General features: G+C 69.8%; 17 protein-coding genes. 6 read left to right on the top strand and 11 right to left on the bottom strand.

Features of this window, described 5'->3' with window-relative positions; all coding sequences use genetic code 11:
- Positions 1–102 precede the first annotated feature (102 nt).
- The gene (locus ACFWBB_RS16860) at positions 103–870 is read left to right on the top strand and encodes an intradiol ring-cleavage dioxygenase (RefSeq protein WP_385272105.1); all 768 of its coding nucleotides are present in this window, start codon (positions 103–105) and stop codon (positions 868–870) included.
- 99 nt (positions 871–969) lie between these two features.
- Here the strand turns inward: ACFWBB_RS16860 and ACFWBB_RS16855 are convergent, their stop codons facing one another.
- Positions 970–1,449 (bottom strand): ATP-binding protein, encoded by a 480-nt coding sequence (locus ACFWBB_RS16855; RefSeq protein ID WP_385272102.1) that lies wholly within the window; start codon positions 1,447–1,449, stop codon positions 970–972.
- Between the two features lie 126 nt (positions 1,450–1,575).
- On the opposite strand from ACFWBB_RS16855, the gene ACFWBB_RS16850 reads away from it, so the two are divergent.
- Both ACFWBB_RS16850 and ACFWBB_RS16845 read left to right on the top strand, forming a co-directional pair.
- Entirely contained in the window at positions 1,576–2,397 is an 822-nt protein-coding gene (locus ACFWBB_RS16850) for a helix-turn-helix domain-containing protein (RefSeq protein WP_385272099.1), read from the top strand.
- Positions 2,394–2,636 (top strand): DUF397 domain-containing protein, encoded by a 243-nt coding sequence (locus tag ACFWBB_RS16845; protein ID WP_385272097.1) that lies wholly within the window; start codon positions 2,394–2,396, stop codon positions 2,634–2,636. The genes ACFWBB_RS16850 and ACFWBB_RS16845 overlap by 4 nt, the downstream gene beginning before the upstream one ends.
- Positions 2,637–2,660: 24 nt before the next feature.
- Here ACFWBB_RS16845 and ACFWBB_RS16840 read toward each other — a convergent pair whose 3' ends face one another.
- From ACFWBB_RS16840 to ACFWBB_RS16815, 6 genes are all read right to left on the bottom strand, one after another.
- Positions 2,661–3,311: a DUF4360 domain-containing protein gene (locus ACFWBB_RS16840; RefSeq protein WP_385272094.1), complete on the bottom strand. Its 651-nt coding sequence runs from the start codon at positions 3,309–3,311 to the stop codon at positions 2,661–2,663.
- 153 nt (positions 3,312–3,464) lie between these two features.
- Complete coding sequence (locus ACFWBB_RS16835; protein ID WP_385272091.1) at positions 3,465–3,653, bottom strand: hypothetical protein; 189 nt, start codon at positions 3,651–3,653, stop codon at positions 3,465–3,467.
- A 282-nt stretch (positions 3,654–3,935) separates the two neighbouring features.
- Entirely contained in the window at positions 3,936–4,394 is a 459-nt protein-coding gene (locus ACFWBB_RS16830) for an RrF2 family transcriptional regulator (RefSeq protein ID WP_385272088.1), read from the bottom strand.
- 129 nt (positions 4,395–4,523) lie between these two features.
- Complete coding sequence (locus tag ACFWBB_RS16825) at positions 4,524–5,336, bottom strand: ABC transporter permease (protein ID WP_385272085.1); 813 nt, start codon at positions 5,334–5,336, stop codon at positions 4,524–4,526.
- Entirely contained in the window at positions 5,333–6,307 is a 975-nt protein-coding gene (locus ACFWBB_RS16820; protein ID WP_385272082.1) for an ATP-binding cassette domain-containing protein, read from the bottom strand. The genes ACFWBB_RS16825 and ACFWBB_RS16820 overlap by 4 nt, the downstream gene beginning before the upstream one ends.
- A 34-nt stretch (positions 6,308–6,341) precedes the next feature.
- A complete protein-coding gene (locus ACFWBB_RS16815) occupies positions 6,342–7,013 on the bottom strand; it encodes a DUF4097 family beta strand repeat-containing protein (RefSeq protein ID WP_385272079.1) in 672 nt (223 codons plus the stop codon).
- A 221-nt stretch (positions 7,014–7,234) separates the two neighbouring features.
- Here ACFWBB_RS16815 and ACFWBB_RS16810 point away from each other — a divergent pair, with 221 nt between their 5' ends.
- Positions 7,235–7,990, top strand: coding sequence for a helix-turn-helix domain-containing protein (locus ACFWBB_RS16810; protein ID WP_385272076.1), 756 nt, complete (start codon positions 7,235–7,237; stop codon positions 7,988–7,990).
- Positions 7,991–8,155: 165 nt separating this feature from the next.
- On the opposite strand, the gene ACFWBB_RS16805 is transcribed toward ACFWBB_RS16810, so the two are convergent.
- The 4 genes from ACFWBB_RS16805 to ACFWBB_RS16790 form a co-directional block, all read right to left on the bottom strand.
- Entirely contained in the window at positions 8,156–9,670 is a 1,515-nt protein-coding gene (locus ACFWBB_RS16805; protein ID WP_385272073.1) for an alpha-N-arabinofuranosidase, read from the bottom strand.
- A 102-nt stretch (positions 9,671–9,772) separates the two neighbouring features.
- Entirely contained in the window at positions 9,773–10,663 is an 891-nt protein-coding gene (locus ACFWBB_RS16800; RefSeq protein WP_385272286.1) for a carbohydrate ABC transporter permease, read from the bottom strand.
- A gap of 20 nt (positions 10,664–10,683) precedes the next feature.
- On the bottom strand, positions 10,684–11,625 hold the full coding sequence (locus ACFWBB_RS16795; RefSeq protein ID WP_385272070.1) for a carbohydrate ABC transporter permease: 942 nt from the start codon (positions 11,623–11,625) through the stop codon (positions 10,684–10,686).
- Positions 11,622–12,980 (bottom strand): extracellular solute-binding protein, encoded by a 1,359-nt coding sequence (locus tag ACFWBB_RS16790; RefSeq protein WP_385272067.1) that lies wholly within the window; start codon positions 12,978–12,980, stop codon positions 11,622–11,624. The genes ACFWBB_RS16795 and ACFWBB_RS16790 overlap by 4 nt, the downstream gene beginning before the upstream one ends.
- 259 nt (positions 12,981–13,239) lie before the next feature.
- Here ACFWBB_RS16790 and ACFWBB_RS16785 point away from each other — a divergent pair, with 259 nt between their 5' ends.
- Entirely contained in the window at positions 13,240–13,878 is a 639-nt protein-coding gene (locus tag ACFWBB_RS16785; protein ID WP_385272064.1) for a toxin-antitoxin system, toxin component family protein, read from the top strand.
- Positions 13,875–15,015, top strand: a 1,141-nt coding sequence (locus tag ACFWBB_RS16780) for an MAB_1171c family putative transporter (protein ID WP_385272061.1), incomplete at its 3' end; no start/stop codon positions are given. The genes ACFWBB_RS16785 and ACFWBB_RS16780, both read left to right, overlap by 4 nt.

Raw genomic sequence — 15,015 nt, 5'->3', positions numbered from 1 at the left:
CCAGTCCCCGAGTCGGTATTTGCCTTGCAAGTAACTTGACGGATCCTCACTTTGCCGAACTGACAGTGTGTCGACAGGAACCCTTTCTACGGTGTCGTGCTCATGACAGACACCTCAGATGCGCGCCCCTCCGTCGCGCGCCGCACCGTACTCGTCGCCTCCGGCGCCACCGCAGCGGCCCTGGCCGTAGGCGCCGCTGCCACGCCCGAGGCCCCCACCGCCGACACGGCAGACACCGTCCCCGTCGCCGCAGCGGCCGTCTGCACCCTTACGAAGGAGATGACCGAAGGCCCCTACTACCTCGACGGACAGTACGTCCGCGCCGACGTCACCGAGGGCAAGGTCGGCGTCCCGCTCAAGCTGACCCTCACGGTCGTCGACGACGACACCTGCGTGCCCCTCTCCAATGCCCTCGTGGAGATCTGGCACACCGACGCCCTCGGCGAGTACTCCGGCTTCGTCGGCAACAACGGCCACAACGAACCGGACGACGGCACCTTCCTGCGCGGCGGAGTCCTCACCAACTCCAGCGGCGTCGCCAACATCACCACGATCTATCCCGGCTGGTACCGGGGCCGCTGCATCCACATCCACGTCAAGGTCCACGTCAACGTCACCCTGACCTCGAACGGCTCCTTCACGGGCGGCCAGGAGCTCCACACCGGCCAGCTCTTCTTCAACGAGACGATCACGACGGCCGTCGCGAAGGTCTCCCCGTACTCGACCAACACGGTCACCCGCACCACCCTCGCCCAGGACTCCATCTACGACGACGGAGGCGCCGCTTCCGGCCTCCTGACCCTGACGGCCCTGGGCAGCTCGACGTCCTCCGGGTACGCGGGGACGCTGACCCTCGGGGTAGAGCGCTGACCCAGGCGCCGCCCCGTCCGACCCTCACCGTATGACCCTCCCCTGTTCGGCCGGGCGCCACCGGAACAACCACCGGTGGCGCCCGGTCGGCGTTCCCGCCTACGCCGGCAACCGCTTCGCCAGCGACAGCCAGTTGGGCACGTCGACCTCCGCCCGCACCGTCTTGCCCGGCGGCGGCTCCCGGTCCACCACCTCCCAGCGGGCGGCGAGCGCGTCGACGAGGAGCAGCCCCCGGCCGGCTTCGTCGAGGAGACGCGGTTCGGGTACGGCACCGGGTCCGGGCGGGCAGGGCCCACTGCGCGTGTCGGTGACCTCGATCCGGACACTCCCGGGCGGGAAGGAGAGCCGCAGTTCGAAGTCCCTTCCGGGTACCCGCCCGTGGGTGACGGCGTTGGCGGCCAGCTCACCGACGATCACCGCGACCGCGTCGGAGACCTCCGCGCCGTACGGGATGCCCCACGCGTGCAGCTGGTGCAACGCGAGATGCCTCGCCAGGCGGGCACCGCGCGGGGTCGCGCTGAACCGCTGGCTGAACATACGTACGGTGAGCAGGGGTTGAGGGGAGGGGCGTGCTGTCATGGGGCCAATGTGACGGGTTCCCCCGGGGGCTCACCAGGTCGGAGCCGCGTACGCTGCGGAAGCGTACGCGATTACTGACTGGACAGTACCGATCACCTAACGTGACCATGGGTGTGGGAGGTGGCCATGGTGGTCGACGGTGAGCCGGAGTCGTCGGACAGTATGCGAACGTTCGGGGCGGTGGTCCAGGCGTTGCGCGTGCATCACGGACTGAGCAGGGAGGACTTCGGCAGCCGGGTGGGCTTCTCCAAGCACACGGTGGCCTCGGTGGAGCTGGGCAGGCGCATGCCGGACGAGGACTTCGTCGAGGCGGCGGAGGGGGCCCTCGGCAACACGGGCGCGCTGCGGAGCGCGGCCGGCTTCCTGGAACGGCAACCAGGACTGGCGTCCTGGTTCCGACGCTGGGCGGGGCTGGAGAAGACGGCGATCACTCTCTACGTCTACGAGTGCCGCGTTGTCCCGGGGCTGTTGCAGACCGAGGCGTACGCGCGACACCTTTTCACCGAACAGCTGCCGCTCATGGACGACGAGCAGATCGAGGCCAACTGGCTCGCGCGAGCCGAGCGGCAGCGATTGCTTCGCGAGTGTCCGAACACCGCCTTCAGTTTCATCATCGAGGAGCACGTACTGCGGCGGCAGACGGGTGGGGCGGACGTCACCCGCGAGTCCATCGATCACCTGCTGGGGCTTGGGGAGTTGCGGAACGTCGAGATCCAGATCATGCCGGTGATCCGGAGATCGCATGCAGGGCTCGACGGCCCCGTGCAACTGCTGGAGACCCCGAAACACAAGTGGTTCGCCTACTGCGAAGGGCAGCGCGGTGGCCTGCTCGTCTCTGACCCGAAAGAGATCAGCATCCTGCACACGCGCTATGCCAGGATGCGGTCACAGGCTCTTACGCTGGAAGACTCCAGGAGCCTGTTGCGGCAGATGCGAGGAGACCTATGAACACGCCCGAACTGGCATGGTTCAAAAGCAGCTACAGCAGCGGCGGCGACGGCGACTGCGTCGAGGTAGCCCTGTCCTGGCACAAGTCCAGCTACAGCAGCGGCTCCGGCGACAACTGCATCGAAGTCGCCACCTGCCCCTCCCAGATCCACGTCCGTGACTCCAAGGCCAAGAGCGGCCCCGCTCTCACCCTCTCCCCCACCGCGTGGGCCGAGTTCGTGGCCCACGCGGCGAGGTGACCCTGGGGTCCAGAGGCGAGCCGCCTACTTAGCCGGGCACTGCTGCCAGGCCATGTGGTAGATCGTGCTGAGGTCGCCGTCGGTCGAGTCCATGGTCATGAAGCTGACCTTGCTCGGCGAGGACGTGCCCGCGTTGACCCGGAGCTCGGTGTTGATGTTGAAGTTGCGCTGAACTCCGCAGGGTGCCCAGACCAGTTGGGCCCAGTCGGTACTGTCGGTCGCCTGCCAGCTGTCGTTGTAGGAGCCGCTGAAGTTGTGGTTCTTGAAGACCGTCTGCGACGAGCCCTGGAAGTAGTACGAGGCCCGCTGCACGGCGTTCGCGCCGGACTGGAGCGAGGCGTAGCCGCGGTAGTCCGCCTTGGCGATGGCGTACGTGAAGCCCGAGGGGACGTGGACGATCAGGTTGAGCTGGCAGTTCTTGCGGAACGCCGTGGGATTGGAACTCCCGCCGACCTGGGCGAGGTAGTCGCTGTAGGTCACGGTGAAGGCGGTGTTGTCCTCGGAGACGGCGACAGCCGCCGTACCCGCGGGACAGCCGGACCCGTTCACCGTGGCGACGTCGATGACGATCTTGTCCGGGGGCGGGTTGTCGAACACGGGGGACGAGTTGTGCGCGGGTATCGCCGCGGTGATGAGAGCGGCGACCGCACCGCCCAGGAGCAGCCCACTTGCCATGGTCTCTGTCCTTCGTTCGGATCGGTGGGGGGTGGATGCGCGTCCGGCTCGGCACAGCAACTCTGTGCAGAATCAATGGAGTTGCTGTGAAGAACCGGGGCGATCGCATCGTAGGGAGAGTGCTGGGGCGCGCCCAGCCCGAACTCCGGCCATTCACCACGGCCCGTTCACACCCGGTCGCTCCGCGTCAGGACACGAGGGGCTGCTCCTCGGATAACAGTCCTCGCAGAACGTGAGCGAGACCCTGAACGTGGCCCTGGCCTGCGCCGCCGCGCTCCAGGCGATCCACCGGCAGAACAGGGAGTCGTCCGGCAGCATCGCGTCGGTGGCGCTGGTCGGCATGGGCGCCCACACCGGCCGGGTGCCGGCCCGGGTGTGCGCCAACCTGATGTGGACGGGTTACACGTTGTTCAACGGCCACACCTTCGAGGACTACGACGACCTGCGGAGCACGATCGTCGCGCAGCTCGACGACATCGAGAGCGCGCCGGCCGAGAAGCGGGTCCGGATCATGCCGCCCGGCCGCCCGGCCGCCCGGCCGCCCGCCGCTGAGGCGTGTTGCCACACCTTGACGGGCAGGCGCTCCTCGGCGGGGGGAGCGGCGGCCCGTCACCGTGTGGAGCACTACGGGTTCTCCCAGGCCGCCGGTTCCGCCGCCAGCGCCTGCACCGGGTCCGGCAGGGCGTCCGCCGCGATGTCGGCGATCGTGACGCCCTCCAGGATCCGCCGTACGTTCGCCCGCAGCGCGATCCAGAGCGGGAGCAGGGGCTGCGCCGAGCCCGTGTAGGTGAGACCGGTCGGGCGTTCGCCGCGCACGGACACGATCGGGCCGTCCACCGCCCTGATCACGTCCGCGACCGTGATCGCCGCCGGGTCGCGGGCCAGCCGGTAGCCGCCGCCCCCGCCGCGCCGGCTGTCGACGATCCCACCGCGCCGCAGGTCGCCGAGGATCCCCTCGAGGAACTTGTGCGGAATGTCCTGCACGGCGGCGATCGACTCGGCCTTCACCGGGTCACCGTCCTGCCGCACGGCGAGCTCCAGTACCGCCCGTACCGCGTAGTCCGCCCGCGCCGAGATCCTCATGAGCCCATTGTGCCGTCAGGGATCGGGCGGCCGATGACACGGACGGGGCGGCGTACGCCGACGCGGTGTCGGAGTACGCCGCCCCGGTGCGGGACGAGCCGCGGGACGCGGCCCGCGCTGTCATGGCGTCTACTTCGGGTCGCTGTTGAACTTCGAGGCCGACCAGCGGTAGCCGAGCACCGCGAGACCGAGGCACCAGACGAGCGCGATCCACCAGTTGTCGCCGATCTCGGTGCCGAGCAGCAGGCCGCGCAGGGTCTCGATGGCCGGGGTGAACGGCTGGTACTCGGCGATCGGGCGGAACCAGCCGGGCATCGTGTCGGCCGGGATGAAGGCGCTGGAGATGAGCGGCAGGAGGATCAGCGGCTGTGCGCTGTTGGCGGCGGCCTCGGCGTTGGGGCTGGCCAGGCCCATGCCGACGGCGATCCAGGTGAGCGCCAGGGCGAACAGCACGAGCAGTCCGAACGCGGCCAGCCACTCCAGGGCCGTGGCGTCGGTGGAGCGGAAGCCGATGGCGACGGCGACACCACCGACGAGGACCACGCCGGCGACGCACTGCAGCACACTGCCGATGACGTGCCCGACGAGCACCGATCCGCGGTGGATCGCCATCGTGCGGAAGCGGGCGATGATGCCCTCGTTCATGTCGGTGGCGACGGAGACCGCGGTCCCGATCACGGTGCCGCCGATGGTCATCATCAGGATGCCGGGGACGATGTAGGCGATGTAGTCGGAGCGGTCCGCTCCGCCGATGCCGGCGCTCATCACGTCGCCGAAGATGTAGACGAAGAGCAGCAGCAGCATCACCGGCGTGAGCAGCAGGTTCAGGGTGAGGGACGGGTAGCGGCGCGCGTGCAGGAGGTTGCGGCGCAGCATCGTGGACGAGTCGCGGACGGCCAGGGAGATCCGGGTCGGGCGGGTGGAAGCCGGAAGGGTGCTCATCGGACGGTCTCCTTGGACTGGTTGGACTCGCTCGGCTGGTCGGGGACCTTGGCGTTGCCGGTGAGGGCGAAGAAGACGTCGTCGAGGTCGGGGGTGTGCACGGTGAGTTCGTCGGCCTCGATGCCTGCGGAGTCCAGGCGGTCGAGGATGGAGCGCAGTTCGCGCTGGCTGCCGTCGCCGGGGATCCGCAGCGCGAGGGCCTCGGCGTCCCCGGTGGCCTCGCGCAGCGCGGAGGCGGCGGACCGGTAGGCGGCCGGGTCGGTGAAGCGGAGCCGGACGTGACCGCCGGGGACGATCCGTTTCAGTTCCTCGGCGGTCCCTTCGGCGGCGATCCTGCCGTCGTCGAGTACGGCGATGCGGTCGGCGAGTTCGTCGGCTTCTTCCAGGTACTGGGTGGTGAGGAAGACGGTGACGCCGTCGGAGACGAGTTCGCGGATGATCTGCCACATGTTGTGGCGGCTGCGGGGGTCGAGGCCGGTGGTGGGCTCGTCGAGGAAGATGATGCGCGGGCCGCCGACCAGGGTCATGGCGATGTCGAGGCGGCGCTTCATACCGCCGGAGTACGTGGAGGCGGGCTTCTTCGCGGCTTCGACGAGGTCGAAGCGTTCCAGCAGTTCGGCGGCGATCCGCCGTCCGTCCTGCCGGGACAGATGGTGCAGGTCGGCCATGAGGAGCATGTTCTCCTCGCCGGTGATCAGGCCGTCGACGGCGGAGAACTGGCCGGTGACGCCGATCGCGGCCCGTACGGCCTGCGGGTCGGCGGCGAGGTCGTGGCCGCCGACGTGGATCTCACCGGCGTCGGCGGTGACGAGGGTGGAGAGGATCTTGACGGCGGTGGTCTTGCCGGCCCCGTTCGGACCGAGCAGGGAGAAGACCGTTCCCTGCGGCACGGCCAGGTCGACGCCGTCGAGGACGACCTTGTCGCCGTAGGACTTGCGCAGCCCGTTCGCCGCGATGGCCAAGCTGGTCATGAGAGGGGCTCCTTCGAAGGCTGCGAGCGGTGGACTAGAGGCTGCGGGCGGTGATGTCACCGAAGGCGGTGGTCGCGCGGATGTTCAGGCCGGTGGCGGCGCCGTCGGTGTTCTGGAGCGCGTTGTCGATCCGGCCGTAGGCGGTGCCGGCGTCCAGGGAGGCGGAGACTCCGCGGGCGGCGCCGACCGAGATCGCGCCGGCCTCGGTGCGCAGTTCGAGCGTGCCGCGCATGGCCTCGGCGATCCGGATGTCGCCCTTCTGGGTGCTGATCTCCGCGGAGCCGCCCAGACGGCCGAGCGAGACGTCACCGGCGAGGAGGACGAGGCGGGCGCTCGCGGCCTCGTCGAGCTTGACCGAGCCCTGCGCGCCGTCGAAGGCGACGTCGCCGAGCCGTCCGACGCCCCGGAACTCGGCGGCGGCCGCCTTCACCTCGACGCTGGAGCCGGCGGGCAGCTGGACGGTCACCTCGACGGACCCCGAGTTGCCGAGGACCCGGTTCTTCGCCGGTGTGGCCTCGACCCGCAGGATGCCGTCGGCGTACTCGACGGTGACCTGCTCCGCCGCCTTCACGTCACGGCTCTTCGAGGCGTCCGCGGGCCGGACCTCGACCGTGGTGTCGGCCCGGTCGGCGGCGATGATCCGGATGCGGCCCGCGGGGACGGCGAGGATGGCGGAGACCGGGGCGGGGGTGGCGAACTTGTTCATCGTGCGCTCCTTCGGTTCGTTGTTTCCGATGAAGAAAACGCTACGTTGCATTCAGCTATCCGGCAACATACTCGTTGCACAGGAGCGTCATAGTTGCAGCTCACAGTGCATAAATCGTTGCAACGGCTCGAAATCTAACGCAACAACAGTCATGCGGAGCGTTGCAATGGCTAGGAAGTGAACGCTATGCTGAGAGACCAGGAACCACGAAGGAGACCGCGATGCCGGGAGGCAGGCTCACCCAGCAGGAACGTCAGCAGATCGCGTCGGGGCTGGCCGACGGCCTCGCCTACGCGGAGATCGCCAGAGGTCTCGACCGTCCCACCTCGACGGTCACGCGTGAGGTGATGCGCAACGGCGGCCCCACCGCCTACCGCGCCGATCTGGCCCACCGCGCCACGGAACGCCGCGCCCACCAACGCAGGCAGACGGCGCCCCGGGGGGCGGGGGCGCCCCCACCGGCCCACGGACGCGACGCCGAGGCCGTGCGCGAGTACGAGGAGACGCTCACCACCGTCTTCATACAGTCGGGCCTGCCCAAGATGATGGCCCGGGTGCTGGTCTGCCTCTACACCACCGACACGGCCAGCCTCACCGCGTCCGAACTCGTCCAGCGCCTCCAGGTCAGCCCGGCGTCCATCTCCAAGGCGATCACGTTCCTCGAGAGCCAGGGCCTCGCGCGCCGGGAACGCGACGACCGCCGCCGCGAGCGCTACGTCATCGACGACGACGTCTGGTACCAGGCGACGGTCGCCAGCGCCCGGTCCCTCGCCCAGGTCGTCGAGACCTCACGGCAGGGCGTCCGCATCCTCGGCCCCGACACCCCGGCAGGCACCCGCCTCGAGAACATCGCCCGCTTCGTCGACTTCGTCAGCGAGAGCACCCTGCGCGCCGCGGAGCAGGCCCGCGAGGTCCTCCACACGAAAGCCGAAGCGACCTCTGACGGCACCGCCGAGCCGGGTTCGGATCATGGGTGAGGACTCCCTGGCACCCGCCACGGTCCAGTCCTACTGTCCGGGGCCTGTCCTGGGACTGTCCCAGGACAGGCCCCGGTGCCGGTCCCGGTCGTGCCCGCCCGGCCGGCGATACCCCCGTACGCCCGGCCCGGCCGGACCGGGCCTGCCGGGCCAGGCCGGGCCTGCCTACGCCAGCCTGATCACGTTCCACGACAGCGGCTCCAGCGTCGCCGTCAGCCCGCCGTCCGTCAGCGCCGTGCCCTCGGCCGCGTGCGGGGCGACCCGCTCGGGGTCGGCGAGGGTGTTGCGGGCGTCCGGGTCGGCGTCCGCGAGCACGCTGTGTTCGACGACCGAGGTCAGGTCGAGGCCGGTCAGGCCGATATGGAGAGGCAGCGCCTCGGTGCGGCTGCGGTTGACCGCGAACACGGTGACCGTGCCGTCGTCGGCGCGGACGGCGGTGGCGTGCAGGAGGTCCGCCTCGCCGTACTTGGCCGTCTCGTACGTCGGTGAGTCCACGCGTACGTCGAGGACCGTGCCCCGGCCGTGCTTCGACGCCTGCGCGAACGGGAAGAACGTCGTCTGCCGCCAGGCCGGGCCCCCCGGCTCGGTGAGGATCGGCGCGATGACGTTGACGAGCTGGGCGAGACAGGCGACCGTCACCCGGTCCGCGTGCCGCAGCAGCGCGATGAGGAGCGAACCGAAGACGACCGCGTCCATGACGCTGTAGTTGTCCTCCAGCAGACGGGGGGCCTCCGGCCAGTCGCCCGGGTCGGCCGTGCGGGCGTGCTCCTCCCACCTGGACAGGTACCAGACGTTCCACTCGTCGAAGGAAAGGTTGATCTTCTTCTTCGACTTGAGCTTCGCGCCCACGTGGTCGCAGGTGGCGACGACGTTCTCGATGAACGACTCCATGTCCACCGCCGAGGCGAGGAAGGAGTCGAAGTCGCCGTCGTGCGGCTCGTAGTAGGCGTGCAGGGAGATGTGGTCGACCAGGTCGTAGGTCTCCGTCAGGACCTTCGCCTCCCAGTCGGCGAACGTCGGCATCGACTGGCTGGAACTGCCACAGGCGACGAGTTCGACCGCCGGGTCGATCTGGCGCATCGCGCGGGCCGTCTCGGCGGCGAGCCTGCCGTACTCCTCGGCCGTCTTGTGGCCGGTCTGCCACGGCCCGTCCATCTCGTTGCCCAGGCACCAGAGCCGGATGCCGAAGGGGTCCTTGTCGCCGTGCGCGATGCGCTGCTCCGCCAGGGCCGTGCCGGACGGGTGGTTGGCGTACTCCTGGAGCTCCAGGGCCTCGGCCACGCCCCGGGTGCCGAGGTTGACCGCCATCATCGGCTCGGCCTGCGGGCCGATCTTCCGCAGGAAGGCGATGTACTCGGAGAGACCGAAGCGGTTCGTCTCCGTGGAGCGCCAGGCGAGGTCGAGGCGGCGCGGGCGGTCCTCGGCCGGGCCGACGGAGTCCTCCCACTTGTAGCCCGAGACGAAGTTGCCGCCGGGGTAGCGGACGGCGGTGACACCGAGTTCGCGGACCAGGTCCAGGACGTCCGTGCGCAGTCCCGCCTCGTCGGCGGTCGGGTGGCCGGGTTCGAAGACGCCGGTGTAGACACAGCGGCCGAGGTGTTCCACGAAGCTGCCGAAGAGGCGGGGGTTGACTTCGCCGACGGTGAAGGCGGGGTCGAGGGTGAGACGTGCGGTGCGCATGTACGCCTTTCGAGGATCGGGGAGGGGGTGCTTGTCCGTTGGCCGCTACGGGTGGGTCTGTGGCCGGTCGCGCGGTTCCCCGCGCCCCTGGGAAGCCGGTGTCTACTGGCCCGCCAGACCCGTGTGGGCCACGCCCCGCACGATCTGGCTCTGGAAGAAGACGAACACGACGATCAGCGGGAGACCCGCCAGCAGACCGCCGGCCATGAGCTGGGGCCAGACGATGCCGAAGGCGTTCTGCACGGTCGCGATGCCGTTCGGCATGGTCATCAGGTCGGGGTTGTTGGTCACCATGTACGGCCACAGGAAGTTGTTCCAGGAGGCGATGAACGTGAAGATGCCGACCGCCGAGAGCGAGGGCTTCGACAGGGGCAGGACGATCGTGAAGAAGATCCGCCAGCGGCCCGCGCCGTCGATGAAGGCCGCCTCCTCCAGCTCCTTCGGCAGTGACTGGAAGAACTTGTAGAGGATGTAGACCATCGCCGCCGGCGCGCACTGCGGGAGGATCATGCCCCAGTAGGTGTCCACCATGCCGAGCGACTGGACCGTGGTGAAGAGCGGGACACCGAGGATCGCCGGGGAGAACATCAGGCCCGCCATCGTCAGCGCCATCAGCGCCGACCTGCCCCTGAACTCCGTGCGTGCGAAGCCGTATCCGGCGAGGGAGGCGACCGCCAGGACGATGAAGGTGACGCAGACGGACACGACCAGCGAGTTCACGAACCAGTTGGGGATGTTGCCGGCCCGGATCACCGCCTTCCAGGACTCCAGGGTGAAGTCCCGCGGGATCCAGTGCGGCGCCGACACCGACTCGGTGGGGGTCTTGAGGGACGTCGACAGCGCCCAGGCGAGCGGGGCCAGCCAGACGAGGGAGAGGGCCGCCGCCACCAGGGTGAGGGCGATCTGGGCCGGGGTCCAGGAACCGCGCGGCTTGCGGAGCGAGGCGTCGGTGGGCGTCGGCCGCGTCGAACGGTTCGGCTGCGCCGGCCGCATCGGCTGCATCGGCTGCGTGGTCATCGGGTCGTGGCCTCCTCGCGGTTGCGCAGCAGCCACATCCGCCCGAGGGCGACGGCCGCGACGATGATGAAGAGGATGAAGGAGATCGCGGAGGCGTAGCCCACGCGGTAGCTCGTGAAGCCCTGTTCGAGGGTGTACTGCACGAAGGTGCGGGTCGATTCCTCCGGCCCCGGTCCGAACTGGTACATCACCACGGCCTGGTCGAAGACCTGGAGCGAGGCGAGGATCTGCAGGGCGAAGATCAGGCCGGTGATGTTGCGCAGGTTGGGCACGGTGATGTGCAGCATCCGCTGGAAGGCGTTCGCCCCGTCCAACTCGGCCGCCTCGTAGAGGTGCTGGGGGATGTTCTGGAGGGCGGCCAGGTAGAGGAGGAAGGAGAAGCCGACCGTCCACCACAGGGTGGCGACGACGACCGCGAGCATCGCCGTGGACTTCTGGGTGAGCCACGGGGTGTCCAGTCCCAGGACGTGGTTGACCATGCCGTTGGTGGGCTGGAACAGCCACCACCACAGGTTGCCGATGACCGCGGAGGGGAGCAGGAAGGGTGCGAAGAAGCACAACCGCCACAGCCACTTGAAGTGCGTGGTGTGATGGGCGATCAGCGCCATCAGCAGGGCCACGACGACGATCACCGGGACCACGTAGAGGGTGAACTGGACGCTGTGCCAGAGGGAGTCCCAGGCCAGGTCGTCCTTGAGTGCCTCGCGGTAGTTGGCGAGGCCGACGAAGCCGGTGTGGTCGCCGGAGATGTTGGCGTCGGTGAAGCTGAGGTAGAGGCCGCGGACGACCGGCACGATGACGAACAGGCCGTAGAGGACGAAGAACGGGGCCACGAACCAGCCGCCGTGCTGGAAGCGGCGGCCCCAGCGGGCGCGGGCCGATTCGGCGGCGACCGCGGTGCGCGGTGACAGCGTCCCGGCGTGCGCGAGCGTGCTCATGCGCGCGTTCCCTTCAGCTCCTGGGCTGCCGTGCGGCCGTCCATCGGGTTCCGCATCGCCAGCAGCTGGCTCAGCGCGGACTTCATCCGGCGGGCTGCCTCGTCCGGTGCGGCGGAGCCCAGGTTGGAGGAGGCCACGATCGGGCCGACGCGCTGGGCGAGGATGCCGGTGGAGCCGGCGAACCAGATGTGTGGCTCGTTGGCCTGGTGGTCCATGGCGGGGCGCGAGTACTCGCTCTGGGGGGCCAGTTTCAGATAGGCCGGGTCCTCGAAGGTGGGCAGATAGGCGGGGACATGGCCGCCGTTGGCCCAGGTGGTGGCGTGGGTGACCATGTAGGCGGCGAGCTGGTAGGCGCCCTCGTCCGCGTCTCCGCCGCGGCCGGCCTGGTGGGGCAGGACGAAGGAGTGCGACTCGGCGTGGGTGGCGGGGGTGCCGAAGACCGGGGGCAGCGGCTGGGCGCCGTACTCGACCTTCTCGCCGTTGAAGTAGGGCACCGACCAGTTACCCTCCCAGGTGAACGGCGAACCGGCGAGGAAGGCCTCGCCGTCCGCCTCGCCGACGGTGACGTAGCCCTCGGTGACGTGTCTGCGGAAGAACTCCAGGACCTGGGTGGCCCTGTCGGTGTCGAAGGTGACGGTCGTCCGGTCGTCGTCGAAGTAGGTGCCGCCGAGCTGCTGGTAGAAGGCGACGAAGAACCACCAGCAGAAGTTCTGGTCGTTGGCGTGCAGGCCGAGCGTCTGCTGCCCCTTCTTCAACTGCCCCTTGGCCGCCTTCAGGATGTCGAACCACTCGTCGGCGGAACCGGCGGCGGGGAGGCGGCCGTCGGCGTCGAGGAGGCCCGCCTTCTCACAGACGTCCTTGCGGTAGAAGTTCAGCTGGACGTGGATGTCCAGCGGCAGCGCGTACAACTCGCCGTCCACGATGCCGCGTTGCCACAGCACCGGGTTGAAGTCGGATTCGCGTACGCCGTACTTGGCGAGGAGGTCGACGTCCCAGGGGTCCAGGAGGCGGCCGGGCGCGAAGCCGGGGATGCGGCCCTGGTGCATGACACCGAGGTCGGGCGCGCGGTTGCCGGCGGCGGCCATGGCGAGCTTGGTGTAGTAGGGGCCGCCCCAGGCGAGGGTGGAGTCCTTCACCGCGATGTCCGGGTGCCCGTCGCGGAAGGCGTCCACCATCGCGACCTGGTTGGCGCCGTCGCCGCCCTGGAAGAGGTTCCAGTAGCGGACCCGGGTGTGCGCTCCGGCGGCGAGCGCGTCGGCTCCGGTGCCGAGTGCGGCGAAGCCGAAGCTGCCCGCCACCGCCAACCCGCCCGCGGCGGAGAGAAGTTGCCTGCGATTCAGGCCAGGTTGTCCCATACCTTGCCCCTGCCGTTCGTTGGTTCGACATTTCGTTCGACATTTCGAATTGCGCTCGTAACTTCGAACGGGACCGTAAAATCGATGCGCCCGCCCGTCAATGGTTTTGACGGGATCTCTGACAGCGCTTTCTATCGGTGGTTCCCGACGGCCCTCGACCGCACCCGCGACACCCCCGTGAAAACTTCTCGTGACGTGAGCACAACCGGCCGCGTAGGCTCGAACAGGCTGCCGCAGGGCGGTTGAGAAGGGGGAGTTGATGGACATCGCGGGCGCCCTCGGGAGGGCGGCCCGGATCGGCTCGGCGCTGCGGCGCGCGAGGACCGGACCGGCCATGCGCGAGCTGACCGGCGATCTCTCCGCAGCGGTGCGGGCACGCCCCGGCCGGCCGGCCGGGGTGCGGGACGTGTGCCGGGCGCTGTGCGAGGAGATGTCCGCGCGGCGCGGCGGGCGGCCCGTCGAGGTGCGGTTCGAGCGGTTCCCCGACGAGATCGAGGTGACCGGACTGTGGGTGGAGTTCCAGGACTTCGACCTGGTCATCGTCGAGGAGCGGGCCGAAGCCGTGCAGCAACTGGTCATTCTCGGCCACGAGTTGTGGCATCTGCACGCCGGGCACCGGCACCACCACCACGGCGTCGGCACGGTGGCGGCGGGCGTCCTGGCCGGCCGGTCCGGCTGGGACTCCCCCGCGCTGACCGTCGCCGCCCGCAACGGCTCCCGCGAGGACGACGAGGCCGAGGCCGACGACTTCGGCCACCGGCTGGCGGCCCGCTTCCGGCGCTACCTCTCCGACCCCGGACCGGCCGCCCCCGGCCCGGGCGCCCCCGGCCCGGGCGGGGAGACGGCCGCGGTCCAGCGGACCCTGGGCTATCGCGGACGCAGGGGCACCGCGCGGTGAGCCACGGGCTGTACGTCTCCTTCTGGCTGCCCACCGTCGTCCTGGGCGCGGCACTCGCCATCAAGCTGCCCAGCATCCTCAAACTGTGGCGGGATCCGCTGCTGCGCGCCGTCGGCGGTCTGCTGATCTTCGCCTGCGCGGTGTTCGTCTTCGCGGCCCCGAAGACCATCGCCTGGACCAACCGGGTCACCGGCGTGCCGAACATCGCGGCGCCCTGGGTGTACTCCCTGCTCACCGCGCTCTCCGCGTCCTGGCTGCTGCTGATCATCGCCTGGCGCAACGGCCGCAGCGAGCGCTCGGCCCAGACCCGGCGGGCGACCCGCTGGGTGGTCTCCGTCTACGCGGGTGTGGTCGTCGCGCTGTGGGTGCTCTTCGCGCTGGCCGACGTGCCCGTGGAGCAGATCCGGGACCTGGACACCTACTACGCCAACACGCCCTACATGCGCGAGGAGATCCTGCTCTACCTGGTCGCGCACACGGTGGCCTGCTCGGTCACGGCCCGGCTCGTGTGGAACTGGAGCCGCACCACGGGCCTGGACGCCTGGCTGCGCTGGGGACTTCGGTTCCTGGGGGCCGGCTATGTCACGAACCTGCTGTTCAGCGCGGCCAAGCTGACGGCCGTCGGGGCCCGCTGGACCGGGCACGACCTCGACTGGCTGAACACCAACATCGCCCCGTCGGCCGCCTGTATCGCCGCCACACTGGTCGCGATCGGCTTCATCGTCCCGCACGCCGGCCAGTACCTCCAGGAGCGGTGGCGGGTCCGGCGCCGGCACCGCAGCCTGAAGCCCCTGGCCCGGCTGATGCGGAGCGTCACCGGCGCCCGCGAACCCTTCGACCTGCGGGCCACGCCCGAACTGCGGCTGATCCGCCGCGAGACGTTCATCCGCGACGCGCTGCTCCAGCTCGCCCGGCACCTCGACGACGACCTGCGCACGCGGTCCTACGAGGCGGGCGTCGCCCTCGGCTTCGAGCGCGGCCGGGCGCAGGCCCTCGCCGCCGCCGTGACGCTCCTGGACGCGGTCGAGACCCGGCAGCGGGCTCTGCGGCACCCGGGTTCCGCCGCCGTGGCTACGGGGGCTGCCGGTGCCGCCGGTGCCGCCGGTGCCGCCGGTGCCGCCGGTGCCGCCGGTGCCG

It is taken from the genome of Streptomyces sp. NPDC060000 (assembly GCF_042737375.1).
Classification (GTDB): Bacteria; Actinomycetota; Actinomycetes; order Streptomycetales; family Streptomycetaceae; genus Streptomyces.
Note: the sequence above shows the minus strand (reverse complement) of the source record. Positions and strands in the feature narration are given on the sequence as shown.

What these genes read in the sequence shown, in the direction of transcription:
- ACFWBB_RS16820 (WP_385272082.1), bottom strand. Translation starts at nt 6,307, where the DNA reads ATGACCAGCTTGGCCATCGCGGCGAACGGGCTGCGCAAGTCCTACGGC.
- ACFWBB_RS16845 (WP_385272097.1), top strand. Translation starts at nt 2,394, where the DNA reads ATGAACACGCCCGAACTGGCATGGTTCAAAAGCAGCTACAGCAGCGGC.
- ACFWBB_RS16825 (WP_385272085.1), bottom strand. Translation starts at nt 5,336, where the DNA reads ATGAGCACCCTTCCGGCTTCCACCCGCCCGACCCGGATCTCCCTGGCC.
- ACFWBB_RS16810 (WP_385272076.1), top strand. Translation starts at nt 7,235, where the DNA reads ATGCCGGGAGGCAGGCTCACCCAGCAGGAACGTCAGCAGATCGCGTCG.
- ACFWBB_RS16815 (WP_385272079.1), bottom strand. Translation starts at nt 7,013, where the DNA reads ATGAACAAGTTCGCCACCCCCGCCCCGGTCTCCGCCATCCTCGCCGTC.
- ACFWBB_RS16800 (WP_385272286.1), bottom strand. Translation starts at nt 10,663, where the DNA reads ATGCGGCCGGCGCAGCCGAACCGTTCGACGCGGCCGACGCCCACCGAC.
- ACFWBB_RS16840 (WP_385272094.1), bottom strand. Translation starts at nt 3,311, where the DNA reads ATGGCAAGTGGGCTGCTCCTGGGCGGTGCGGTCGCCGCTCTCATCACC.
- ACFWBB_RS16855 (WP_385272102.1), bottom strand. Translation starts at nt 1,449, where the DNA reads ATGACAGCACGCCCCTCCCCTCAACCCCTGCTCACCGTACGTATGTTC.
- ACFWBB_RS16860 (WP_385272105.1), top strand. Translation starts at nt 103, where the DNA reads ATGACAGACACCTCAGATGCGCGCCCCTCCGTCGCGCGCCGCACCGTA.
- ACFWBB_RS16795 (WP_385272070.1), bottom strand. Translation starts at nt 11,625, where the DNA reads ATGAGCACGCTCGCGCACGCCGGGACGCTGTCACCGCGCACCGCGGTC.
- ACFWBB_RS16830 (WP_385272088.1), bottom strand. Translation starts at nt 4,394, where the DNA reads ATGAGGATCTCGGCGCGGGCGGACTACGCGGTACGGGCGGTACTGGAG.
- ACFWBB_RS16835 (WP_385272091.1), bottom strand. Translation starts at nt 3,653, where the DNA reads ATGCCGACCAGCGCCACCGACGCGATGCTGCCGGACGACTCCCTGTTC.
- ACFWBB_RS16805 (WP_385272073.1), bottom strand. Translation starts at nt 9,670, where the DNA reads ATGCGCACCGCACGTCTCACCCTCGACCCCGCCTTCACCGTCGGCGAA.
- ACFWBB_RS16785 (WP_385272064.1), top strand. Translation starts at nt 13,240, where the DNA reads ATGGACATCGCGGGCGCCCTCGGGAGGGCGGCCCGGATCGGCTCGGCG.
- ACFWBB_RS16790 (WP_385272067.1), bottom strand. Translation starts at nt 12,980, where the DNA reads ATGGGACAACCTGGCCTGAATCGCAGGCAACTTCTCTCCGCCGCGGGC.
- ACFWBB_RS16850 (WP_385272099.1), top strand. Translation starts at nt 1,576, where the DNA reads ATGGTGGTCGACGGTGAGCCGGAGTCGTCGGACAGTATGCGAACGTTC.